Genomic DNA, 17,429 nt, shown 5'->3' on the forward strand with positions numbered 1-17,429 from the left:
TTGGAGATATCTTGATATCGAGACATCCGGCCGTCGGCATGACTTAGGCTCACCTAACGTGAAGAACGCTTCCGTGGTGCGGCAGGATTCTTAGTGAGCAACCGTCAATGGAGGAGGCGAATCACCGTGTCCGCGAACAGCTTCGGCAGCCGTGACACGCTGCGCGTCGGCGACGCGTCTTATGAGATTTTCCGGGTGGACGCCGTCGAAGGCGCAGCACGCCTCCCGTACAGCCTGAAGATCCTCCTGGAGAACCTCCTCCGCACCGAGGACGGCGCCAACATCACCGCCGACCACATCCGGGCACTCGGCGGCTGGGACCCGAACGCCAAGCCGAGCGTGGAGATCCAGTTCACCCCCGGCCGCGTCATCATGCAGGACTTCACCGGCGTGCCCTGCGTGGTCGACCTCGCCACCATGCGCGAGGCGGTCCGCGACCTCGGCGGCGACGCCGCCCGCATCAACCCGCTGGCCCCGGCCGAGATGGTCATCGACCACTCGGTCATCGTCGACTACTTCGGCCACCCCGACGCCTTCCAGCGCAACGTCCAGCGCGAGTATGAACGCAACGGCGAGCGCTACCAGTTCCTGCGCTGGGGCCAGTCGGCCTTCGACGAGTTCAAGGTCGTCCCGCCCGGCACCGGCATCGTCCACCAGGTCAACATCGAGCACCTCGCCCGCGTGGTGATGACCCGCGACGGCAAGGCCTACCCCGACACCTGCGTCGGCACCGACTCCCACACCACGATGGAGAACGGCATCGGCGTGCTCGGCTGGGGCGTCGGCGGCATCGAGGCCGAGGCCGCCATGCTCGGCCAGCCGATCTCCATGCTCATCCCGCGCGTGGTCGGCTTCAAGCTGAGCGGCAAGCTGCCCGCCGGCGCGACCGCCACCGACCTGGTGCTCACCATCACCGAGATGCTGCGCAAGCACGGCGTGGTGGGCAAGTTCGTGGAGTTCTACGGCGAGGGCGTGTCGACCGTGCCGGTCGCCGACCGGGCCACGATCGGCAACATGAGTCCCGAGTTCGGCTCCACCTGCGCGATCTTCCCGATCGACGGCCAGACCGTCGAGTACCTCCGCCTCACCGGCCGCTCCGAGGAGCAGATCGCGCTCGTCGAGGCCTACGCCAAGGCCCAGGGCCTCTGGCTCGACCCGGCGGCGGGCGAGCCGGAGTTCTCCGAATACCTGGAGCTCGACCTCGCCACCGTCGTGCCGTCCATCGCCGGCCCGAAGCGCCCGCAGGACCGCATCGCGCTCTCCGACGCCAAGCGGGCCTGGCGCTCCGCGGTCAAGGACTACGCCGCCACCATCCTCGGCCCGGCCGACGAGGCGTCCGCCGAGTCGTTCCCGGCCTCCGACTCCCCGGCGGTCAGCCGCGACGGCAACGGCGACAAGCCGCACTCCGTCCACCTCGACCGCGACCGGCCCTACCACAAGGTGCCCGTCACGCTCGCCGACGGCACCTCGTTCGAGATCGACCACGGCATCGTGGCGATCGCCGCCATCACCTCCTGCACCAACACCTCCAACCCGTACGTGATGCTCGGCGCGGCCCTGCTGGCCCGCAACGCGGTCGAGAAGGGTTTGACCCGCAAGCCGTGGGTCAAGACCTCGCTCGCGCCCGGCTCCCAGGTCGTCACCGGCTACTTCGAGCGCTCCGGCCTCCAGCCGTACCTCGACAAGATCGGCTTCAACCTGGTCGGCTACGGCTGCACCACCTGCATCGGCAACTCCGGCCCGCTGCCGGAGGAGATCTCCCAGGCGGTGCAGGACAACGACCTCGCGGTCACCGCCGTGCTGTCCGGCAACCGCAACTTCGAGGGCCGCATCAACCCCGACGTCAAGATGAACTACCTGGCGTCGCCGCCGCTCGTGGTCGCCTACGCGCTGGCCGGCACCATGGACATCGACCTCGACAACGAGCCGCTCGGCACCGGCTCCGACGGGCAGCCCGTCTACCTGCGCGACATCTGGCCGGCGCCCGACGAGATCGCCGACGTGGTCAACTCCTCGATCGGCCGTGAGCTGTTCGAGCGCGACTACGCCGACGTGTTCGAGGGCGACGACCACTGGAAGTCGCTGTCGGTCCCGACCGGCGACACCTTCGAGTGGGACCCCGAGTCCACCTACGTCCGCAAGCCCCCCTACTTCGACGGCATGCCGCGCGACCCGGAGCCCGTCACCGACATCTCCGGCGCCCGCGTGCTGGTCAAGGTCGGCGACTCGGTCACCACCGACCACATCTCCCCGGCCGGCTCCATCAAGGTGGGCACCCCGGCCGCCGAATACCTGCGCGCGCACGGCGTCAAGGTCAGGGACTTCAACTCGTACGGGTCGCGGCGCGGCAACCACGAGGTGATGATCCGCGGCACGTTCGCCAACATCCGGCTGCGCAACCAGATCGCGCCCGGCACCGAGGGCGGCTACACCCGCGACTTCACCCAGCCCGACGGGCCGGTGTCGTTCATCTACGACGCCTCCGTCAACTACGCCGCCCAGGGCACGCCCCTGGTCGTGCTGGCGGGCAAGGAGTACGGCTCCGGATCCTCGCGCGACTGGGCCGCCAAGGGCACCGCGCTGCTGGGCGTCCGCGCCGTCATCGCCGAGTCCTACGAGCGCATCCACCGCTCCAACCTGATCGGCATGGGCGTGCTGCCGCTGCAGTTCCCGGAGGGCCGGACGGCCGACTCGCTCCGGCTGACCGGCGAGGAGACCTTCGAGATCACCGGCGTCGAGGTGCTCAACGAGGGCTCCATCCCGGCCACCGTCCACGTCAAGGCCGGTGACGTCGAGTTCGACGCGGTCGTGCGCATCGACACGCCCGGCGAGGCCGACTACTACCGGCACGGCGGCATCATGCAGTACGTGCTGCGCAACCTGCTGGCCAAGTAAGCCTTCCGCGCCTCCGCCCGGCCACCAGCCGGCCGGGGGCGCGGGCCAGGGCGCGATCCTGTCACGCCCGCCATCGGGGGATCACCCGTGCCCCGAGGAGCCGCCCGGCGACCACCCATCGCCGGGCGGCTCCTTCCGTTCCGGCGCGCGGCCAGCCGACCGCGACGCCCTCTCAGGACACCGCCGCGCGCGAGGCCGACCAGGTGTCGCAGGCGGCGGGGGAGACGGCGTGATAGCCGCGCTTGAGCCACCTGACCCGGGTGGCGCCCTTGCCGTGGCTGCGCCGGTGCTCGTCGTCGCCGCTGGCCCGGGTGGCGTCGAGCAGCGCCGCCCAGTCGTCAGCGGTACGGTCCAGCGACCGCCACACCGCGCCCAGGAACACCCCCGACAGGCAGTCGGCCTGCAGCTCGTAGCGGCGGCCCAGCTCGGCCTGACGGCTCGGGCTCGCCTTGACCCGGGCCTCGTAGTGCCGTCTGACGCCGGTCAGCGACTGCAGGTGGTGGCCGTACTCGTGGGCGGCGACCTTGAGCGGGTAGAGGTCCGTGCGGTTCTCGATCCACTCGCCGGAGAGCGGGAACACCAGGACGCGGCGGTTGGTGCAGTAGAAGGCGGCGGCGCTCTCGGGCCAGGGCACGCCGCACACGCGCCGTTCGGGCTCGTCGTAGAAGCGGACGGCGGGCCGGCGGAAGGGCTTCCGGTCGGCGGCGAAGCGCCCCTTCCACGCCTTGTCCAGACATTTCACGACAGCGTCGAGGTACTCCCGCGTCCGCGGGATCCCGCCGTACGTGATCGCCGGCTCCGGGCACGCCGCCCTCCCCAGCCTCCCGCTCCCGGCGAACGGATCAGCGTACGGGGCCGCCTGCGCGGGGAAGGCGGGCACGACGGCCAGGCACAGCCCCAGGAACAAAGATCGGACACGCACGATCAGGCAGCCTAGAGGATCACGGCGTGGGGGTCATCGCCCGGTGGAAGCGCTCCTGGCCCGCCTGATGTCGCCCTCGTGCCGTACCGCCCAGTCGGCCAGCGCCGAGAGGGGGACCAGCAGCGACCGGCCGAGCGGGGTCAGGCTGTACTCGACGCTCGGCGGCACCGTCGGCAGCACCTCACGGCGGACCAGCCCGTCGCCCTCCAGGCCGCGCAGCGTACGGGTGAGCATGCGCTGGCTGATGCCCTCGACGGCGCGGTGCAGCTCGTTGTACCGGTGCGGCCGCGCGCCGAGCAGGACGACCAGGAGCACGCTCCACTTGTCGCCGACGCGCCGGAACACGTCACCGGCCGGGCAGGCGGCCAGTTCGTCGGCCGGCACGGGGCGCGGCAGCTCGTACGCGAGCACGGAGGGAACACCGGTGTGCGTATCGGACATGAAACTGCCTTCTTTCGCCCTCTCTCCGGTTCCGCCCAGGATGGGCGGGCCATGACCTGACCTTACGGGGGAGACGCGGAATGCCGAAGAATGTGATCATCAGCGGCGGCACGGACGGGATGGGCCGCGCGACCGCGCTGGCCCGGCTGGCCATGGGCGACCGGGTCACCGTGATCGGCAGCAGCGCCGCCAAGGGCCGCGCGCTGCTGGACGGGGCGGGCGCCGATCGCCTGCGGTTCCTGCGGGCCGACCTGTCGTCGATCGCCGAGGTGCGCGGGGTGATCGCGGAACTGGCCGGGCGGTCCGAGCCGGTGGACGCGCTGCTGCTGTTCGCCAACCGGGTGAACCCGCGCCGCGTGGAGACCGCCGAGGGCCTGGAGTCCACCTTCGCCCTGTACTACCTGAGCCGCCACCTGCTGAGCCACGGCCTGCTGCCGCTGCTCGACGCCGCGCCGGAGCCGGTCGTGGTGAACGTGGCGGGCGTCGGCACCACCGCGGGCCGGATCCTGTGGGACGATCCGCAGCTCACCCGCGGCTACGGCCAGGTGCGCGCCCAGCTCCAGGCCGGACGGGCCAACGACCTGCTCGGTGTGGCGTTCGCCCGGCACGCCGGGAGCCGGGCGAGGTACGTGCTCTATCACCCGGGCTTCACCCGCAGCGGGGCCGACGGGCACGAGAACCCGCTGGTCCGCGTCGCGCTCAAGGCGCTCGGCCGGCTCTTCGCGCGGCCGGTGGCCGAGGCCGTGCGCCCGGTGGTGTCGTGGATCGACGCCCCGCCGCCGGCCCCGCTGACCGCCGTCGACCGGGGCAAGCCCGTCCCGCTGACGCTCCGTACGCTGGATCCGGACGACGCCGACCGGCTGGCCGCGTACACCGAGGACCTGCTGAAGACCGTCGCCCTCCGCGAAGGCGGGTGATTCGCCCCGCTGTGATGGCTGGTGGTGGGCTTCGTCACTCTCGTGCCCGGATGTGGCAACCGAGAGTGCATGTGGTGGGGTGTAGCCCTATGGATCATCTGACGGTGGTGCTGACGGTGGGCGGGCTGGCGGTCTTCGTGGGGGCGGTGGTCCAGGGCAGCGTGGGCTTCGGCCTGGGCCTGGTGGCGGCCCCCGTGCTGACGCTGCTGGAGCCTTCGCTGATGCCGGGCGCGATCCAGGTGGTGAACTTCACGTTGCCGCTGTTCACGCTGGCGGCGGAGTGGCGGCGGGTCGACTGGCGGGGGCTGGGGTTCGCGGTCCTCGGGAGGTTGCCGGGCAGCGTCATCGGCGGCGCCATCGTGGTCTACATCTCCATCAACTACCTCGGCGTCTTCGTGGGCGCCATGGTGCTCGCCGCGGTGGTTCTCACGGCGCGGGCGGTGAGCCTGCCGCGCAACGGGTACACGATCACCTCGGCGGGGTTCGTCTCCGGCATCACGGGCACCGCCACCGGCATCGGCGGGCCGCCCATCGCCCTCGTCTACCAGACGGCCAAGGGGCCGCAGATCCGGGCGACGCTGGCCATGTTCTTCTGCCTGAGCGCCGCCCAGTCGCTGGGCATCCTGGCCCTGGTCGACCACCTGCCGGCCCGCGCGCTGGGCACGGGGGCGATCCTGGTGCTGCCGATGGTCGCCGGCTTCCTCGTCTCCGGGCCGCTGCGCCGCTATCTCGACGGCGGCAAGGTCCGCGTCGCCGTCCTCGGCGTGGCGGCGCTGTCGGCCGTCGTCCTGATCGCGCAGAGCCTGGCGAGCACGTGACAGTCCCGCGGCTCAGGACGCCTTGCCGAGGCCGCGTACGAGGAGAGCCGCTGTCTTGGCGATGACGGCCTCGTCCACCGCGGCGTCGGCGGCCGGGCGCCGCACGTACACGGCGAGGATCACCGGGGCGCCCGAGGGCGGCCAGGCGATCGCGATGTCGGAGGCCGTCCCGTACACGCCGCCCGTGCCCGTCTTGTCGCCCGCCGTCCAGCCCCGGGGCAGCCCGGCGCGGATGCGCGCCTTCCCGGTCTCGGTGGCCCGCAGCCAGCCGGTCAGCCGCTCGCGGTCGGCCGCCACCAGGGCGTCCCCCACGGTGAGCTTCCTGAGGTTGCCCGCCATGTGCCGGGGCGTGATCGTGTCGCGCTTCTCGCCCGGCTTCCAGTCGTTCAGCTCGGTCTCCCAGCGGTCCAGCCGGCCGGTCCGGTCGCCGAGCGAACGGTAGTAGCGGGTCATCCCCGCCGGTCCGCCGATCTGCTTGAGCAGCACGTTGGCGGCCGTGTTGTCGCTCTGCGTGATGGCGGCGTGGCAGAGCCGCGCCGGGGTCATCCCGTTCCTGACGTTGCGCGGCAGGCCGGAGACGGGGGAGTGGGCGACGACGTCCTTCTTCGTCCAGCGCAGGACGCGCTTCATCAGGCTCGGGTCCTCGGTGCGCGCCTTGTCGAGGATCGCGCCGCACAGGATGGCCTTGAAGGTGGAGTTGCCGGGGAACCGCTCCCCGGCCCGGTGGCCGAAGGTCCTGCCGGTGCCCGTGTCGATGGCGAAGGCGCCGATGCGGCCCTGGTAGGAGGCCTCAAGCCGGCGCAGCTCGGCGCGGACGCCGTCCTCGCGGCCGGTCGCCGCGCTCGCCGGGTTCGCGGCGCCTCCCGCGACCAGCGCGGACATCGTCAGCAAGGAGATCGTGAGCGTCGTGCGGAACTTCCTCGTGTGCTGCGGCATGCCGACGAGCAAAGCAGAGGATTCCGCGCGGTGTCCAATAGCGATATCCCTCGTACGTCGATATCGGGATCGATATGACAGGAGTAGCCGGGCCGGGCACGGGCAGACGGGCCCGCATGAATTCACGCGTTCTCAACAGGTCCGACGGCATGACCGCGCACGCGATCGTCATGGACAAGGGCGACGAGCCCATGACCGAGTTGCGGCGCTGGGCCGAGGAGCACGAGGTGGGAGCGGCGGCGTTCACCGCGATCGGCGCCTTCCGCGAGGCCACGCTCGGCTACTTCGACCCCGGGCACGGCGACTACCTGCGCATCCCGGTCGATGAGCAGGTCGAGGTGCTGAGCCTGACCGGCGACATCGCGGTCGCCGACGGGCGCCCGCAGGTCCACGCGCACGTGGTCGTCGGCCTGCGGGACGGCACCACCAGGGGCGGCCACCTGCTGGAGGCGCGCGTGTGGCCCACGCTGGAGGTCGTCATGCAGGAGTCGCCGGCCTGGCTGCGCAAGCGCCACGACCCCGAGACCGGCCTGACCCTGATCGACCTGTCGTCGTCCGGCTGACCGGGGCTCAGCCGGACCGCAACTGGGAGATCTTGTCCTTGAACAGGGTGCTGGCGATCGACGCCCGGCGCGGCTGGCCGCGCAGGAACGCCTGGGCGAAGTTCTTGGCCTGCTCATAGGAGACCTTGCCCGGCATCGGCGGCTCGTCGGGGTCCACGTCCACGTCCACCAGGGCGGGGCCGTCGTGCGCGAGCGCCTGCCGGACGGCCTCGTCCAGCTCGCCCGCCTCGGTGACCTTCCGGCCGTGGCCGCCGCACGAACGCGCCCAGGCGGAGAAGTCGGCGACCGGCTCGGCGTAGCGGACGCCGTGCTCCGGATAGCCGAGCACCATCTGCTCCCAGAGGATCTGGCCGAGCGAGTTGTTGTTGTTGATCACCACCTTGACCGGCAGGCCGTGCCGGACCGCCGTCATGAACTCGGCCATCAGCATCGCGAACCCGCCGTCGCCGACGTACGCGATCACCTGACGGCCGGGGAAGGCGTGCTGCATCGCGATCGCGTACGGCAGACCCGGCGCCATCGAGGCCAGGTTGCCCGACAGGTAGAAGCCGCGCTCGCCGCGGATCGTCCAGTGCCGGGCGGCCCACGTCGCGATGGTGCCGGAGTCGCAGGTGAGGATGGCGTCGTCGGTCGCGGCCCGGTCGAGGCAGCCGATCAGGTACTGCGGCGCGATGGGGTGGCGTCGCGGCGACTCCAGCGCCGCCATGTCGGCGCGCCAGGCGTTCATCCGCTCGGTGTAGCCCGTCAGGTGGGCGCGGTCACCGGTGCGGCCGAGGAGCGGCAGCAGGGCGCGCAGCCCCTCCTTGGCGTCGCCGATCAGCGGCACCTCGGTGGGCATCCGGACTCCGGCCCTGGCCGGGTCCGCCTCCAGCTGGACCACCCGCGCCCGGCCCGGTTCGGGCAGGTGCCTGGTGTAGGGGAAGTTGGTGCCGATCATGAACAGCGTGTCGCAGTCCTCGATCAGCTCCTCGCCGGGGCGGGTGCCGAGCAGGCCGATCCCGCCCACCGCGTACGGCGAGTCGTCGGGGATGACGGCCTTGCCGGGCAGCGTCTTGATCACCGGCGCGCCCAGCGCCTCGGCCACCGCCAGCACCTCGGCGCGGGCGTGCAGCGCCCCGGCCCCGGCCAGGATCGCCGGCCGCTCGCTCCGGTTGAGCACGTCGGCGGCGGCCCGCAGGTCCTCGGCGGGCGGCACGGCGGGCGGGCGGAGGTAGACGGCGGCGGTGGCGGGCGGGCGCGCCGGGGCGACCTGCGGGTAGGGGTCGGCGCCCGCCTCGGCGATCTGCACGTCGTTCGGCAGGCTCAGGTGCGCGACCCCGCGCCGGGCGTAGGCCGTCCTGATCGCGATGTCCACGACGCCGGGCAGCTGGGCCGGGTTGCCGACGACCAGGTTGTACTCGGCGACGTCGGCGAACACCTGGTCCAGGTGGACCTCCTGCTGGTAGCCGGTGCCGAGCACGCTGCTCTCCTGCATGCCGGTGATCGCCAGGACCGGCTGGTGGTCCAGCTTGGCGTCGTACAGGCCGTTGAGCAGGTGGATGCCGCCGGGGCCGCTGGTGGCCAGGCAGACGCCGATCCGGCCGGTGGCCTTGGCGTGCGCGACGGCCATGAACGCCGCCGCCTCCTCGTGCTGGACGAGCACGAACCGGACCTTGTCCGCGTGCCGCCGCAGCCCTTCCATGATGCCGTTGATGCCGTCGCCGGGCATCCCGTAGACCGTGTCCACGCCCCAGTCGGCCAGGCGTTCGATGAGCAGTTCAGACGCGATGGTTGACATACCGGGCGCATGCCCCACGGCCTTCCCGCAAACCTGCCGCGGTTCGTACGGATCCATTGGTATCAGGAGTTCCCCGGACGAACCCTATGGGATGGGGGTATTTCGCACATCGGACTCCGCGGGGGTAGACGTGCTGGAAGACGAGACGACGCGTCACGGTGTCGACGGGGTGGAGGTCCGGGTCCTGGGACCGCTGGACGTACGGGTCGCCGGCAGGCCACTGGATCTGGGCGGTCAGCGGCTGCGGCTGCTCTTCGCCCTGCTCGCGGCCAACGCCGGCCGGGTGGTGACGGTGCGGGCGCTGGCGGACGGCCTGTGGGGGCTGGACGCGCCGCAGGACGCCCACCGGACGGTGCGGACGTACGTGTCGCGGATGCGCAGGCTGCTGTCGCCCGCCGGCGGAGGACGGGACGACGGTCGCATGATCGCGACGCATCCGGCCGGCTACGCCCTGCGCCTGGCGGCCGGCGCGCTGGACGCGGCCAGGTTCGAGCGGCTGACGGCCGAAGGCCGCGCCCTGGTGGCCGAACGGCCCTCCAGCGCGCTCACCTGCCTGTCCGCCGCCCTGGAGCTGTGGCGCGGGGACGCCTACGGCGAGTTCGCGGCCGTCCCCATGCTCCGCCCGGAGGCGACCCGCCTGGACCAGTTGCGGCTGCGGGCCGTCGAGGACCGCGTCGACGCGCAACTCGCGATCGGCGAGGGCGAGGCGCTGGTCGGGGAACTGCTCACGCTGACCGAACGCAACCCCGGGCACGAGCGGCTCTGGGGGCAGCTGATGATCGCGCTGTGCCGGGCGAGCCGCCACACCGAGGCGCTGGAGACGTTCGTCCGGGCCCGCGCCGCCCTCGTCGAGCAGTCGGGGATGGAGCCGTCACCGGCGCTGGCCGCGCTCCACCGCCGGGTGCTGGCGCACGACCCCGACCTGCTCGGCGTCCGGGCCGCCGCGCCGCCCGCCGGGGTCCCGCGACCGGCCCAGCTGCCGCCGGACGTGGCCGGCTTCACCGACCGGGAGCGGGAGCTCGCCGCCCTCGACACCGTCCTGGCCGGCGCGAACCCGGCGGGCGCCGTGGTCTGCGCGGTGTCCGGCACCGCGGGCGTGGGCAAGACGACCCTCGCCGTGCACTGGGCGCACCGCGTCGCGGAGCGCTTCCCCGACGGGCAGCTGTACGTGAACCTCCGCGGCTTCGACCCGGCCGGAGCCGCGGTCAGCCCGGCGCAGGCCGTCCGCGGGTTCCTGGACGCCCTCGGCGTGCCCGCGGGCGGCGTCCCGCCGAGCCTGGAGGCGCAGACAGGGCTGTACCGCAGCCTGCTGAAGGACCGCCGGATGCTGGTGGTGCTGGACAACGCCCGCGACGCCGAGCAGGTCCGCCCGCTCCTGCCGGCCGCGCCCGGATGCATGGCGCTGGTCACCAGCCGCAACCGGCTCGCCAGCCTGGCCGCGGTGGAGGGCGCCCACCTCCTCATCGCCGACCTGCTCACCGCCTCCCAGGCCGAGAGCCTCCTGACCGGCCGGCTCGGCGCCCACCGGGTCGCCGCCGAGCCCGTAGCCGTGGCGTCGATCGTCGAACACTGCGCCGGGCTGCCGCTGGCGCTGGCCATCATGGCCGCCCGCGCCATCGCCGAACCCCACCTGCCGCTCACCGCGCTCGCCCGGGAGCTGGAGGAGATCGACGGCCGTCTGGACACCCTGAACGGCGGCGACGCGGTCACCGAGATCCGGGCCGTCTTCGCCAGCTCACGCAACGCGCTCGGCGACGCCGCCGCCCGGCTCTTCAGGCTCCTGGGCCTGCACCCCGAGCGCGACGTCTCCCTGCACGCGGCGGCCAGCCTGGCGGGCGTGCCCCCGGCGCGCGCCCGAACCCTGCTGGCCGAACTGGTCCGGGTGCACCTGGTCAACGAGGTCGCCGCGGGCCGCTACGCCCTGCACGACCTGCTCCGCGCCTACGCGGCGGAACTGGCCGCCGCCGAGGAGGGCGAGGACGCCCGGCGCGCGGCGACGCGGCGCATGCTCGACCACTACCTGCACACCGCCGACCAGGCCAGCACCCTCATCACCTGCAAGCGGAGCCTGATAGACCCCGGCCCCGCCGCCCCCGGCACCGCCCTGGCGCTGCCGGGTGACAGCGGCAAGGCGCTGGCCTGGTTCGCCGCCGAGCACCCGGTGCTCGTCGCCCTCGTCGAGAGCACCCCCGAGGACTTCGACCCGTACACCTGGCAGCTCGCCTCGACGCTGGCCACGTTCCTCGACCGGCAGGGACACTGGCCGTCGCTGGCCGCGGTGCAGACCATCGCGCTGGACGCGGCCCGACGCCACGGCGACCAGGCCGGGCAGGCCGGCGCCCGACTCGGCCTCGGGTTCGCGTACGCCGCGCTCGACCAGGACACGGCCATCGGCCACTTCGAACGCGCCCTGGAGATCTTCGAACGGCTCGGCAGCCATGTCGGACAGGCCCGCACCCATCAGGCCTTCTCCCGGGTGCTGGGGGTTCAGCACCGCCATCAGGAGGCGCTCGCGCACGCGTACGACAGTCTCAAGCACTACATGGCCGTCGGCGACCGGGGCGGGCAGTCCGCCGCCCTGGGCTGCATCGGCTGGTTCCACGCCCACCTCGGCGACCACACCGAAGCCCTCCGGAACTGCCGGAAGGCGCTCAACCTCTCCATCGAGATCGGCGACGTCAACAGCCAGGCCCACAACTGGGACAGCGTCGGCTACATCCACCACCTGCTCGGCGACCACGGGAAGGCCATCGGCTGCTATCGGCGGGCCCTCGACCTGTTCCGGCGGACGGGCGACCGCCGGAGCACGGCCATCGGGCTGGGCTACCTCGGCGACACGCACGCCGCCGCCGGCGAGCCCGCCGCCGCCCGCGACGCCTGGACCCGCGCCCTGGCCATCGCCGACGAGCTCAGGCTGCCGGACACGGACCCGCTGCGCGTCAGGATCGCGGCCTGCCTCGGCCGGGCGCCTTAGCACCCCCGCCCCCGATGTCGACGGGTGTCGACGAGATGTCGACGGGATGTCGACGGCGGTCGTGAGGATGTGCCGTACGTCATCTCGATGGGGGAGAACCTGATGCGCGAAGTGGACGACTCACGCCTGCTGCTCGACATCGCCAGGGCCGTGCTGGCACGGGAGGAGAGCGGCGCGTGGCAGGTCGAACCGGGTGATTTCTGGTGCCTGCTGACGCCGCCCCGGCACCGGCGCGTCAGCCAGGGCTGGAAGCTGCACGTCTCGGCGACGCTGCTGTCGGCGCCGGTGGTGCTGGCCCGGGCCGCCGAGGTGCTCGTCCGGGAAGGCTGCTCGTTCAAGTTCGCCAAGGGGCTGGACCAGCTCGACGCGTTGCTTTCGGTCAACTGCGACCGTGGCAGCGGAGGGAAGTTCATCACCGCCTATCCGTCCGACGACGAGCAGTTCCGCCGGCTCGCCGCCGAGCTGGACCGGGTGACCGACGGACTCCCGGGGCCGGTGATCCTCTCGGACCGGCGGCTGCGCCCCGGCAGCCTCGTGCACTATCGCTACGGGGTCTTCGGGGCCGAGCCGGTGTTCACCAACGACGGCAGCTTCGAGTCGGTCGTGGTGGGCCCGGACGGGGAGCGGCGCAAGGACGAGCGGCTGGCGTGGTTCAGCCCGCCGCCGTGGGCCGCGTCGCCGCTGCCCGAGCCGGAGCCCGCCGCGTCGCCTGCCGCCCCGCAGAGCGTGCTCATCGGGGACCGGTTCGTGGTGCGCGAGGCCGTACGCCAGTCCTACCGCGGCGGCGTCTACCGCGGCGTCGACCGGCAGACGGACGACGAGGTCATACTCAAGCAGGCCCGGCCGCAGGTGATGGGCCTGCTGGACGGGAAGGACGCCCGCGACAGGCTGCGCCACGAGGCGGACATGCTCGACCTGCTCGCTCCGCTCGGGTTCACGCCGCGCAAGGTGGCGCTCGTGTCCCAGCAGGACAACCTGTTCCTGGTCCAGGAACGGATCCCGGGCACCACGCTGCGCGCCTGGGCCACCGAACGCGCCGCCGGGCGCCAGGGCCGCGGGCTGCCGGAGGACGAGGTGCTGGACAAGGCCGGGCAGCTCGTGGAGACCATGGCCGCGGTCCACGGACAGGGCCAGGTGTTACGCGACTTCACACCCAACAACGTGATGGTCACGCCGCAGGGCCGGATCCGCCTGATCGACCTGGAGTTCGTCGTCCCGGCGGGCACCCGCGTGCGCAGGGCCTACACCCCCGGCTACGGCGCGCCGGAGCAGATCGCGGTCCCCAGGTCGGGTTCCGTGCCCACGCAGCGCGCGGACCTGTACGCGCTGGGGGCCGTCATCGCCTTCCTGGCCAGCGCGGTGGATCCGCTGCTGCCCGCCGACGAGCCCACCGCCCGGCCGGGCCAGGAGCGGATGGCGGAGTTCGTCGAGCTCCTCGGCGCGGACATGCCCGCGCTGCGCCGCCTGGCCCCGCTCGTGCTCGGCCTCACGGTGGACGACCCGGACCAGCGGTGGACGCTGAGCCGCGCCCGGGAGTTCCTGGCCGGCGGCGGTGAGACGCCCGGCCCCGCGCCCGACGGCGGCCTGTCGACCGCGCGCACCGACCGGCTGATCGAGGACGGGCTGACCCACATCCTGCGCACCATGAACCCGGCGGGCCCGCGGCTGTGGACGGCGGGCGAGTTCGGCGGCACGACCGACCCGCTCAACGTGCAGCACGGAGCCGGCGGCGTCCTGAGCGTGCTCACCCGCGGCGCCCAGGTACTCGGCCACGCGGAGCTGCTCGCCGGGGTCGCGGACGTGGCCCGCTGGATCCGGCCCCGCCTGTTCACCATCCCGCGCCTGCTGCCGGGCCTGTACTTCGGCCGTTCGGGAACGGCCTGGGCGCTGTACGACGCGGCGCGGCTGCTGGGCGACGACGAACTGGCCGCGCAGGCGGTCGAGCTGGCCAAGAAGGTGCCCGTGGAGTGGCCCAACCACGACATCTGCCACGGCGCCACCGGCGCCGGCATGCTGCAGATGCACCTGTGGCGCTCGACCGCCGACCCCGAGCTGATGGACCGGTTCGTGCTGGCGGCCGACAGCGTGCTGCACTCGGCGCGCGAACGGGGGGACGGCGCGCTGGTCTGGCCGATCCCGGCGACCTTCGACACGGTGCTGGCCGGGCTGGTCCACTACGGGTTCGCGCACGGGGTGGCGGGGGCGGGCACCTTCATGCTGTACGCCTGGCTGGCCACCGGCCGCGCCGACTACCTGGAGGCCGCCCACCGCGCGGCGGACACGCTGGAGAAGGTCGCCGTCGTCGAGGGCGACGCCGCCTGGTGGCCCAGCGGCGAGCAGGCGGACCTCGCCGACGACCGGACGCGCCACTGGTGCAGCGGCTCCTCCGGGGTCGGCACCTTCCTGATCCGCCTCTGGGCGTCGACCGGGCGGCAGCGGTACCGGGACCTGGCGGAGGCGGCGGGCACGGCGGTCCGCGAAAGCCGGTGGTACTCGGGCATCAGCGCCTGCCACGGGCTGCCGGGAGACGCCGACTTCCTGCTGGACCTCGCGGACTTCACCGGTGAGCAGCGGTTCCGCGGCTGGGCCGCCGACCTGGCCACCGCCATGTACGCGCGCAACACCCTGCGCGACGGGCTCATGGTGCTGCCCGACGAGTCCGGCGTCGAGGTGCACGCCGGCTACAACACCGGACTCGGCGGGGCCGTGGCCTTCCTCCTCAGGCTGCGCCACGGCGGCCCCCGCTGGTGGATGCTCGACGAGCTCCTGCACTCCCGCCGCGACGAGTCGCGGCACGCGAGCCCCGGGACGGTGTGACACCATGCCGGGAGCCATCCTGACCCGGATCAGCTTCTCGTTCGCCGCCGACGGCCGCCACGCCGCGTGCCTGGCCCGTCAGGACGACGGCCCGCTGCGCGTCGAACGATGGTCGTTCACCGGACCGGCGCCGCGCCGCGCGACCCTGGACGGCGGCCGCTCGATCTGGACCCAGCTGCTCACCCTGACCGACGGCCGGATCCTGTTCACCCGGCCGGGAGCGGGACACAACCGGCTGGTGCTGGCCGAGCCGGCCGCGGACGGCCTCGCGGAACGGACCCTGCTCACGATCGACTGCCCCTCGGTACGCCTGATCGCCTCGCCTGACAGCCGGGCCCTGGCCCTGGCGGTCGGCACCGCCGACGAGCGGTCGGCCATCTGGCGCATCCCCGGCGACGGGTCGGCGCCGGAGCGGACGGCGGAGCTGCCGGGCCTGCTGACCGGGGGCCACCCGCTGGCCGGCGGCGGGCTCGGGTTCAACCAGCGGCTGGACGGCATGGTCAGGCCGATCGCGCTGGACCCGCGCACCGGCGCGGTGACGCCCCTGCCGGGCACCGCGCCGGGGCAGCACCTGCTGCTCAGCGCCCCGGGAACGGGCCGGCTGATCCTGGCCGGGACCGCGGGGCAGCGGTTACGCCTCGGCCACGCCGAAGCCGGACAGCCGCGGTTCCCCGGCGTGCTGGACGAGATCGACGGCAGCGTCGCCCCGATGGCCGCCGACCCCACCGGCGAGGACGTCGCGCTCCGGGTGAACCACGGCGCCCGGTCGCGGCTCATGGTCTACACGCCCCGGCGGGAACGGATCCGCGAGATCCCCATCCCGCCGGGCGTCATCGGCCACGCCTGCGCCTGGGGCGCCCGGGGGCTGCGCTTCCCGTTCTCCTCGCCCAGCCGGCCCGGCGGCATCGCCACCGTCGACCCCGCGACCGGGCGGTGGGAGACGACCCCCGCCGACGACGACCACGCCTGGGCCGACGCCCGCGCCGAGAGCTTCGCCGGGCCGGACGGGCCGATCGAGGCCGTGGTCTACGGCGATCCGCGCCGCGCCCGCCGCCTGCTGATCTCCCTGCACGGCGGCCCCGAGGCCGCCACCCAGCTGGGCTTCGACCCGTTCATGCAGGCCATGGCCGGCGCCGGGATCGCCGTCGTCGCGCCCAACTACCGAGGCAGCACCGGGTACGGCGCGGCGCACCAGCGGGCGCTGACCGGCGCCTGGGGCGGGCCCGACCTGGCCGACGTCCGGGAGCTCGCGCGGCAGCTGGCCCGGCCGGGCCTGGCGCTCATGGTGCACGGCACCAGCTACGGCGCGTACCTGGCGCTCCTGGCCGCCTGCGCCGACCCGCACCTGTGGTCGCACTGCGTCGCCGTCTCGCCGTTCCTGTCCGGGCCCCGCCTGTACGAGGAAGGCGCCCCCGGCGTCCGGGCGTTGCTGGACCGGCTCGGCGGCCGCGTCGTCATCGACGACCGGCTCGGCCCCAGGGACGTGGCCCGGCTCTGCGACCGGATCACCGCCCGGCTGCTGATCGTGCACGCCCGCGACGACGAGGTGATCCCGGTCGGCCAGTCGCGCGAACTACGCGCCCGCCTGCTTTCCGCCGGGCGCCGGGAAGGCCGCGACTTCGTCTATTCCGAATATCCGACCGGCGGCCACGACCTGCTGTCCGGCCAGGCGATGGAGTCCTTTCTGCGATTCCTGCTCGCCGACGGACCGAAATCCCCCCGGTAATTCCGGACCGGACCGAGAGGAGGTGAAGAAGATGGCTGTCGACATCAGCGCGCTGGATCTGCTCCCGGCCGAGACCGAAGGGCTTTTCCCGTGCCACGACTCGTGCGGCTGGCTGGTGACCTGTACGTTCTCCTGCCTTCCGTCGTGCGGCAATTCCTGCAAAGAGACGAGCGGCTGAACCCGGCCCGTTCCACCCGGAAGGAGGTGACACACATGTCGATCGACATCACCGCGCTGGACCTGCTGCCGGCCGAGGCCAAGGGACTCTGGCCGTGCGGCGGGATCACCTGCAACGTCTCGTGCATCACCACGTGCAAGGACACCGAGCGGAAGTGACACGCCGGGAGAACTCCGGGCGGACGCACCGAGGAGGTGAAGGACATGACCGTCGACGTCAACGCGCTCGACCTGCTGCCGGCCGAGGCCAAGGGACTCTGGCCGTGCTGGGAGACCTGCCGCGGGCTGACATGTGAGTTCGTCTCATGCCAGTGCTCGTGCGCCGACTGACGCATCGACGCCACGACGCCGGAAGGAGGTGATGGCGATGGCCGTCGACATCAGCGCGCTCGACCTGCTCCCCGACGAGACCAGAGGACTCTGGCCGTGTCAGGTGACTTGTTACGGGCGCACCTGCGGTGAATGG

14 protein-coding genes are annotated in these 17,429 nt (G+C 72.9%); 10 read left to right on the forward strand and 4 right to left on the reverse strand.

The window, feature by feature from the left end; all coding sequences use genetic code 11:
- Nucleotides 1-120: 120 nt before the first annotated feature.
- A complete protein-coding gene (acnA, locus tag ACGFI7_RS07750; protein ID WP_393401882.1) occupies nt 121-2,895 on the forward strand; it encodes an aconitate hydratase AcnA in 2,775 nt (924 codons plus the stop codon).
- Nucleotides 2,896-3,067: 172 nt separating this feature from the next.
- Here the strand turns inward: acnA and ACGFI7_RS07755 are convergent, their stop codons facing one another.
- Both ACGFI7_RS07755 and ACGFI7_RS07760 read right to left on the reverse strand, forming a co-directional pair.
- Nucleotides 3,068-3,817 (reverse strand): neutral zinc metallopeptidase, encoded by a 750-nt coding sequence (locus ACGFI7_RS07755; RefSeq protein ID WP_393400543.1) that lies wholly within the window; start codon nt 3,815-3,817, stop codon nt 3,068-3,070.
- A 33-nt stretch (nt 3,818-3,850) separates the two neighbouring features.
- Nucleotides 3,851-4,258 (reverse strand): winged helix-turn-helix transcriptional regulator, encoded by a 408-nt coding sequence (locus tag ACGFI7_RS07760; protein WP_393400545.1) that lies wholly within the window; start codon nt 4,256-4,258, stop codon nt 3,851-3,853.
- An 80-nt stretch (nt 4,259-4,338) separates the two neighbouring features.
- Here ACGFI7_RS07760 and ACGFI7_RS07765 point away from each other — a divergent pair, with 80 nt between their 5' ends.
- Nucleotides 4,339-5,175: an SDR family NAD(P)-dependent oxidoreductase gene (locus tag ACGFI7_RS07765; protein WP_393400547.1), complete on the forward strand. Its 837-nt coding sequence runs from the start codon at nt 4,339-4,341 to the stop codon at nt 5,173-5,175.
- 89 nt (nt 5,176-5,264) lie between these two features.
- Complete coding sequence (locus ACGFI7_RS07770; RefSeq protein ID WP_393400549.1) at nt 5,265-5,993, forward strand: TSUP family transporter; 729 nt, start codon at nt 5,265-5,267, stop codon at nt 5,991-5,993.
- A 12-nt stretch (nt 5,994-6,005) separates the two neighbouring features.
- On the opposite strand, the gene bla is transcribed toward ACGFI7_RS07770, so the two are convergent.
- Nucleotides 6,006-6,929: a class A beta-lactamase gene (gene bla / locus ACGFI7_RS07775; protein ID WP_393400551.1), complete on the reverse strand. Its 924-nt coding sequence runs from the start codon at nt 6,927-6,929 to the stop codon at nt 6,006-6,008.
- A 116-nt stretch (nt 6,930-7,045) separates the two neighbouring features.
- On the opposite strand from bla, the gene ACGFI7_RS07780 reads away from it, so the two are divergent.
- The gene (locus ACGFI7_RS07780; protein ID WP_393400553.1) at nt 7,046-7,492 is read left to right on the forward strand and encodes a PPC domain-containing DNA-binding protein; all 447 of its coding nucleotides are present in this window, start codon (nt 7,046-7,048) and stop codon (nt 7,490-7,492) included.
- Nucleotides 7,493-7,499: 7 nt separating this feature from the next.
- On the opposite strand, the gene ACGFI7_RS07785 is transcribed toward ACGFI7_RS07780, so the two are convergent.
- Nucleotides 7,500-9,269, reverse strand: coding sequence for a thiamine pyrophosphate-dependent enzyme (locus tag ACGFI7_RS07785; protein WP_393400555.1), 1,770 nt, complete (start codon nt 9,267-9,269; stop codon nt 7,500-7,502).
- Nucleotides 9,270-9,399: 130 nt separating this feature from the next.
- Between ACGFI7_RS07785 and ACGFI7_RS07790 the strand changes: the two genes are divergently transcribed.
- The 6 genes from ACGFI7_RS07790 (at nt 9,400) to ACGFI7_RS07815 (ending at nt 17,293) form a co-directional block, all read left to right on the forward strand.
- Nucleotides 9,400-12,243, forward strand: a complete 2,844-nt coding sequence (locus ACGFI7_RS07790) for a BTAD domain-containing putative transcriptional regulator (RefSeq protein WP_393400557.1) — start codon at nt 9,400-9,402, stop codon at nt 12,241-12,243.
- A gap of 102 nt (nt 12,244-12,345) precedes the next feature.
- On the forward strand, nt 12,346-15,060 hold the full coding sequence (lanL, locus tag ACGFI7_RS07795) for a class IV lanthionine synthetase LanL (protein WP_393400560.1): 2,715 nt from the start codon (nt 12,346-12,348) through the stop codon (nt 15,058-15,060).
- Between the two features lie 4 nt (nt 15,061-15,064).
- On the forward strand, nt 15,065-16,786 hold the full coding sequence (locus tag ACGFI7_RS07800; RefSeq protein ID WP_393400563.1) for an alpha/beta hydrolase family protein: 1,722 nt from the start codon (nt 15,065-15,067) through the stop codon (nt 16,784-16,786).
- 31 nt (nt 16,787-16,817) lie between these two features.
- Entirely contained in the window at nt 16,818-16,964 is a 147-nt protein-coding gene (locus tag ACGFI7_RS07805) for a hypothetical protein (protein ID WP_393400565.1), read from the forward strand.
- Nucleotides 16,965-16,999: 35 nt separating this feature from the next.
- The gene (locus ACGFI7_RS07810) at nt 17,000-17,122 is read left to right on the forward strand and encodes an ALQxL family class IV lanthipeptide (protein ID WP_393400568.1); all 123 of its coding nucleotides are present in this window, start codon (nt 17,000-17,002) and stop codon (nt 17,120-17,122) included.
- A 45-nt stretch (nt 17,123-17,167) separates the two neighbouring features.
- Entirely contained in the window at nt 17,168-17,293 is a 126-nt protein-coding gene (locus ACGFI7_RS07815) for an ALQxL family class IV lanthipeptide (RefSeq protein ID WP_393400570.1), read from the forward strand.
- Nucleotides 17,294-17,429 lie beyond the last annotated feature (136 nt).

Source organism: Nonomuraea sp. NPDC048826 (assembly GCF_043198225.1).
Taxonomy (GTDB): Bacteria; Actinomycetota; Actinomycetes; order Streptosporangiales; family Streptosporangiaceae; genus Nonomuraea.

Excerpts from the sequence above, each read along its gene's own strand:
- ACGFI7_RS07760 (WP_393400545.1), bottom strand. The coding sequence starts at position 4,258 with ATGTCCGATACGCACACCGGTGTTCCCTCCGTGCTCGCGTACGAGCTG.
- ACGFI7_RS07765 (WP_393400547.1), top strand. The coding sequence starts at position 4,339 with ATGCCGAAGAATGTGATCATCAGCGGCGGCACGGACGGGATGGGCCGC.
- ACGFI7_RS07770 (WP_393400549.1), top strand. The coding sequence starts at position 5,265 with ATGGATCATCTGACGGTGGTGCTGACGGTGGGCGGGCTGGCGGTCTTC.
- bla (WP_393400551.1), bottom strand. The coding sequence starts at position 6,929 with ATGCCGCAGCACACGAGGAAGTTCCGCACGACGCTCACGATCTCCTTG.
- ACGFI7_RS07780 (WP_393400553.1), top strand. The coding sequence starts at position 7,046 with ATGAATTCACGCGTTCTCAACAGGTCCGACGGCATGACCGCGCACGCG.
- ACGFI7_RS07785 (WP_393400555.1), bottom strand. The coding sequence starts at position 9,269 with ATGTCAACCATCGCGTCTGAACTGCTCATCGAACGCCTGGCCGACTGG.
- lanL (WP_393400560.1), top strand. The coding sequence starts at position 12,346 with ATGCGCGAAGTGGACGACTCACGCCTGCTGCTCGACATCGCCAGGGCC.
- ACGFI7_RS07800 (WP_393400563.1), top strand. The coding sequence starts at position 15,065 with ATGCCGGGAGCCATCCTGACCCGGATCAGCTTCTCGTTCGCCGCCGAC.
- ACGFI7_RS07805 (WP_393400565.1), top strand. The coding sequence starts at position 16,818 with ATGGCTGTCGACATCAGCGCGCTGGATCTGCTCCCGGCCGAGACCGAA.
- ACGFI7_RS07810 (WP_393400568.1), top strand. The coding sequence starts at position 17,000 with ATGTCGATCGACATCACCGCGCTGGACCTGCTGCCGGCCGAGGCCAAG.
- ACGFI7_RS07815 (WP_393400570.1), top strand. The coding sequence starts at position 17,168 with ATGACCGTCGACGTCAACGCGCTCGACCTGCTGCCGGCCGAGGCCAAG.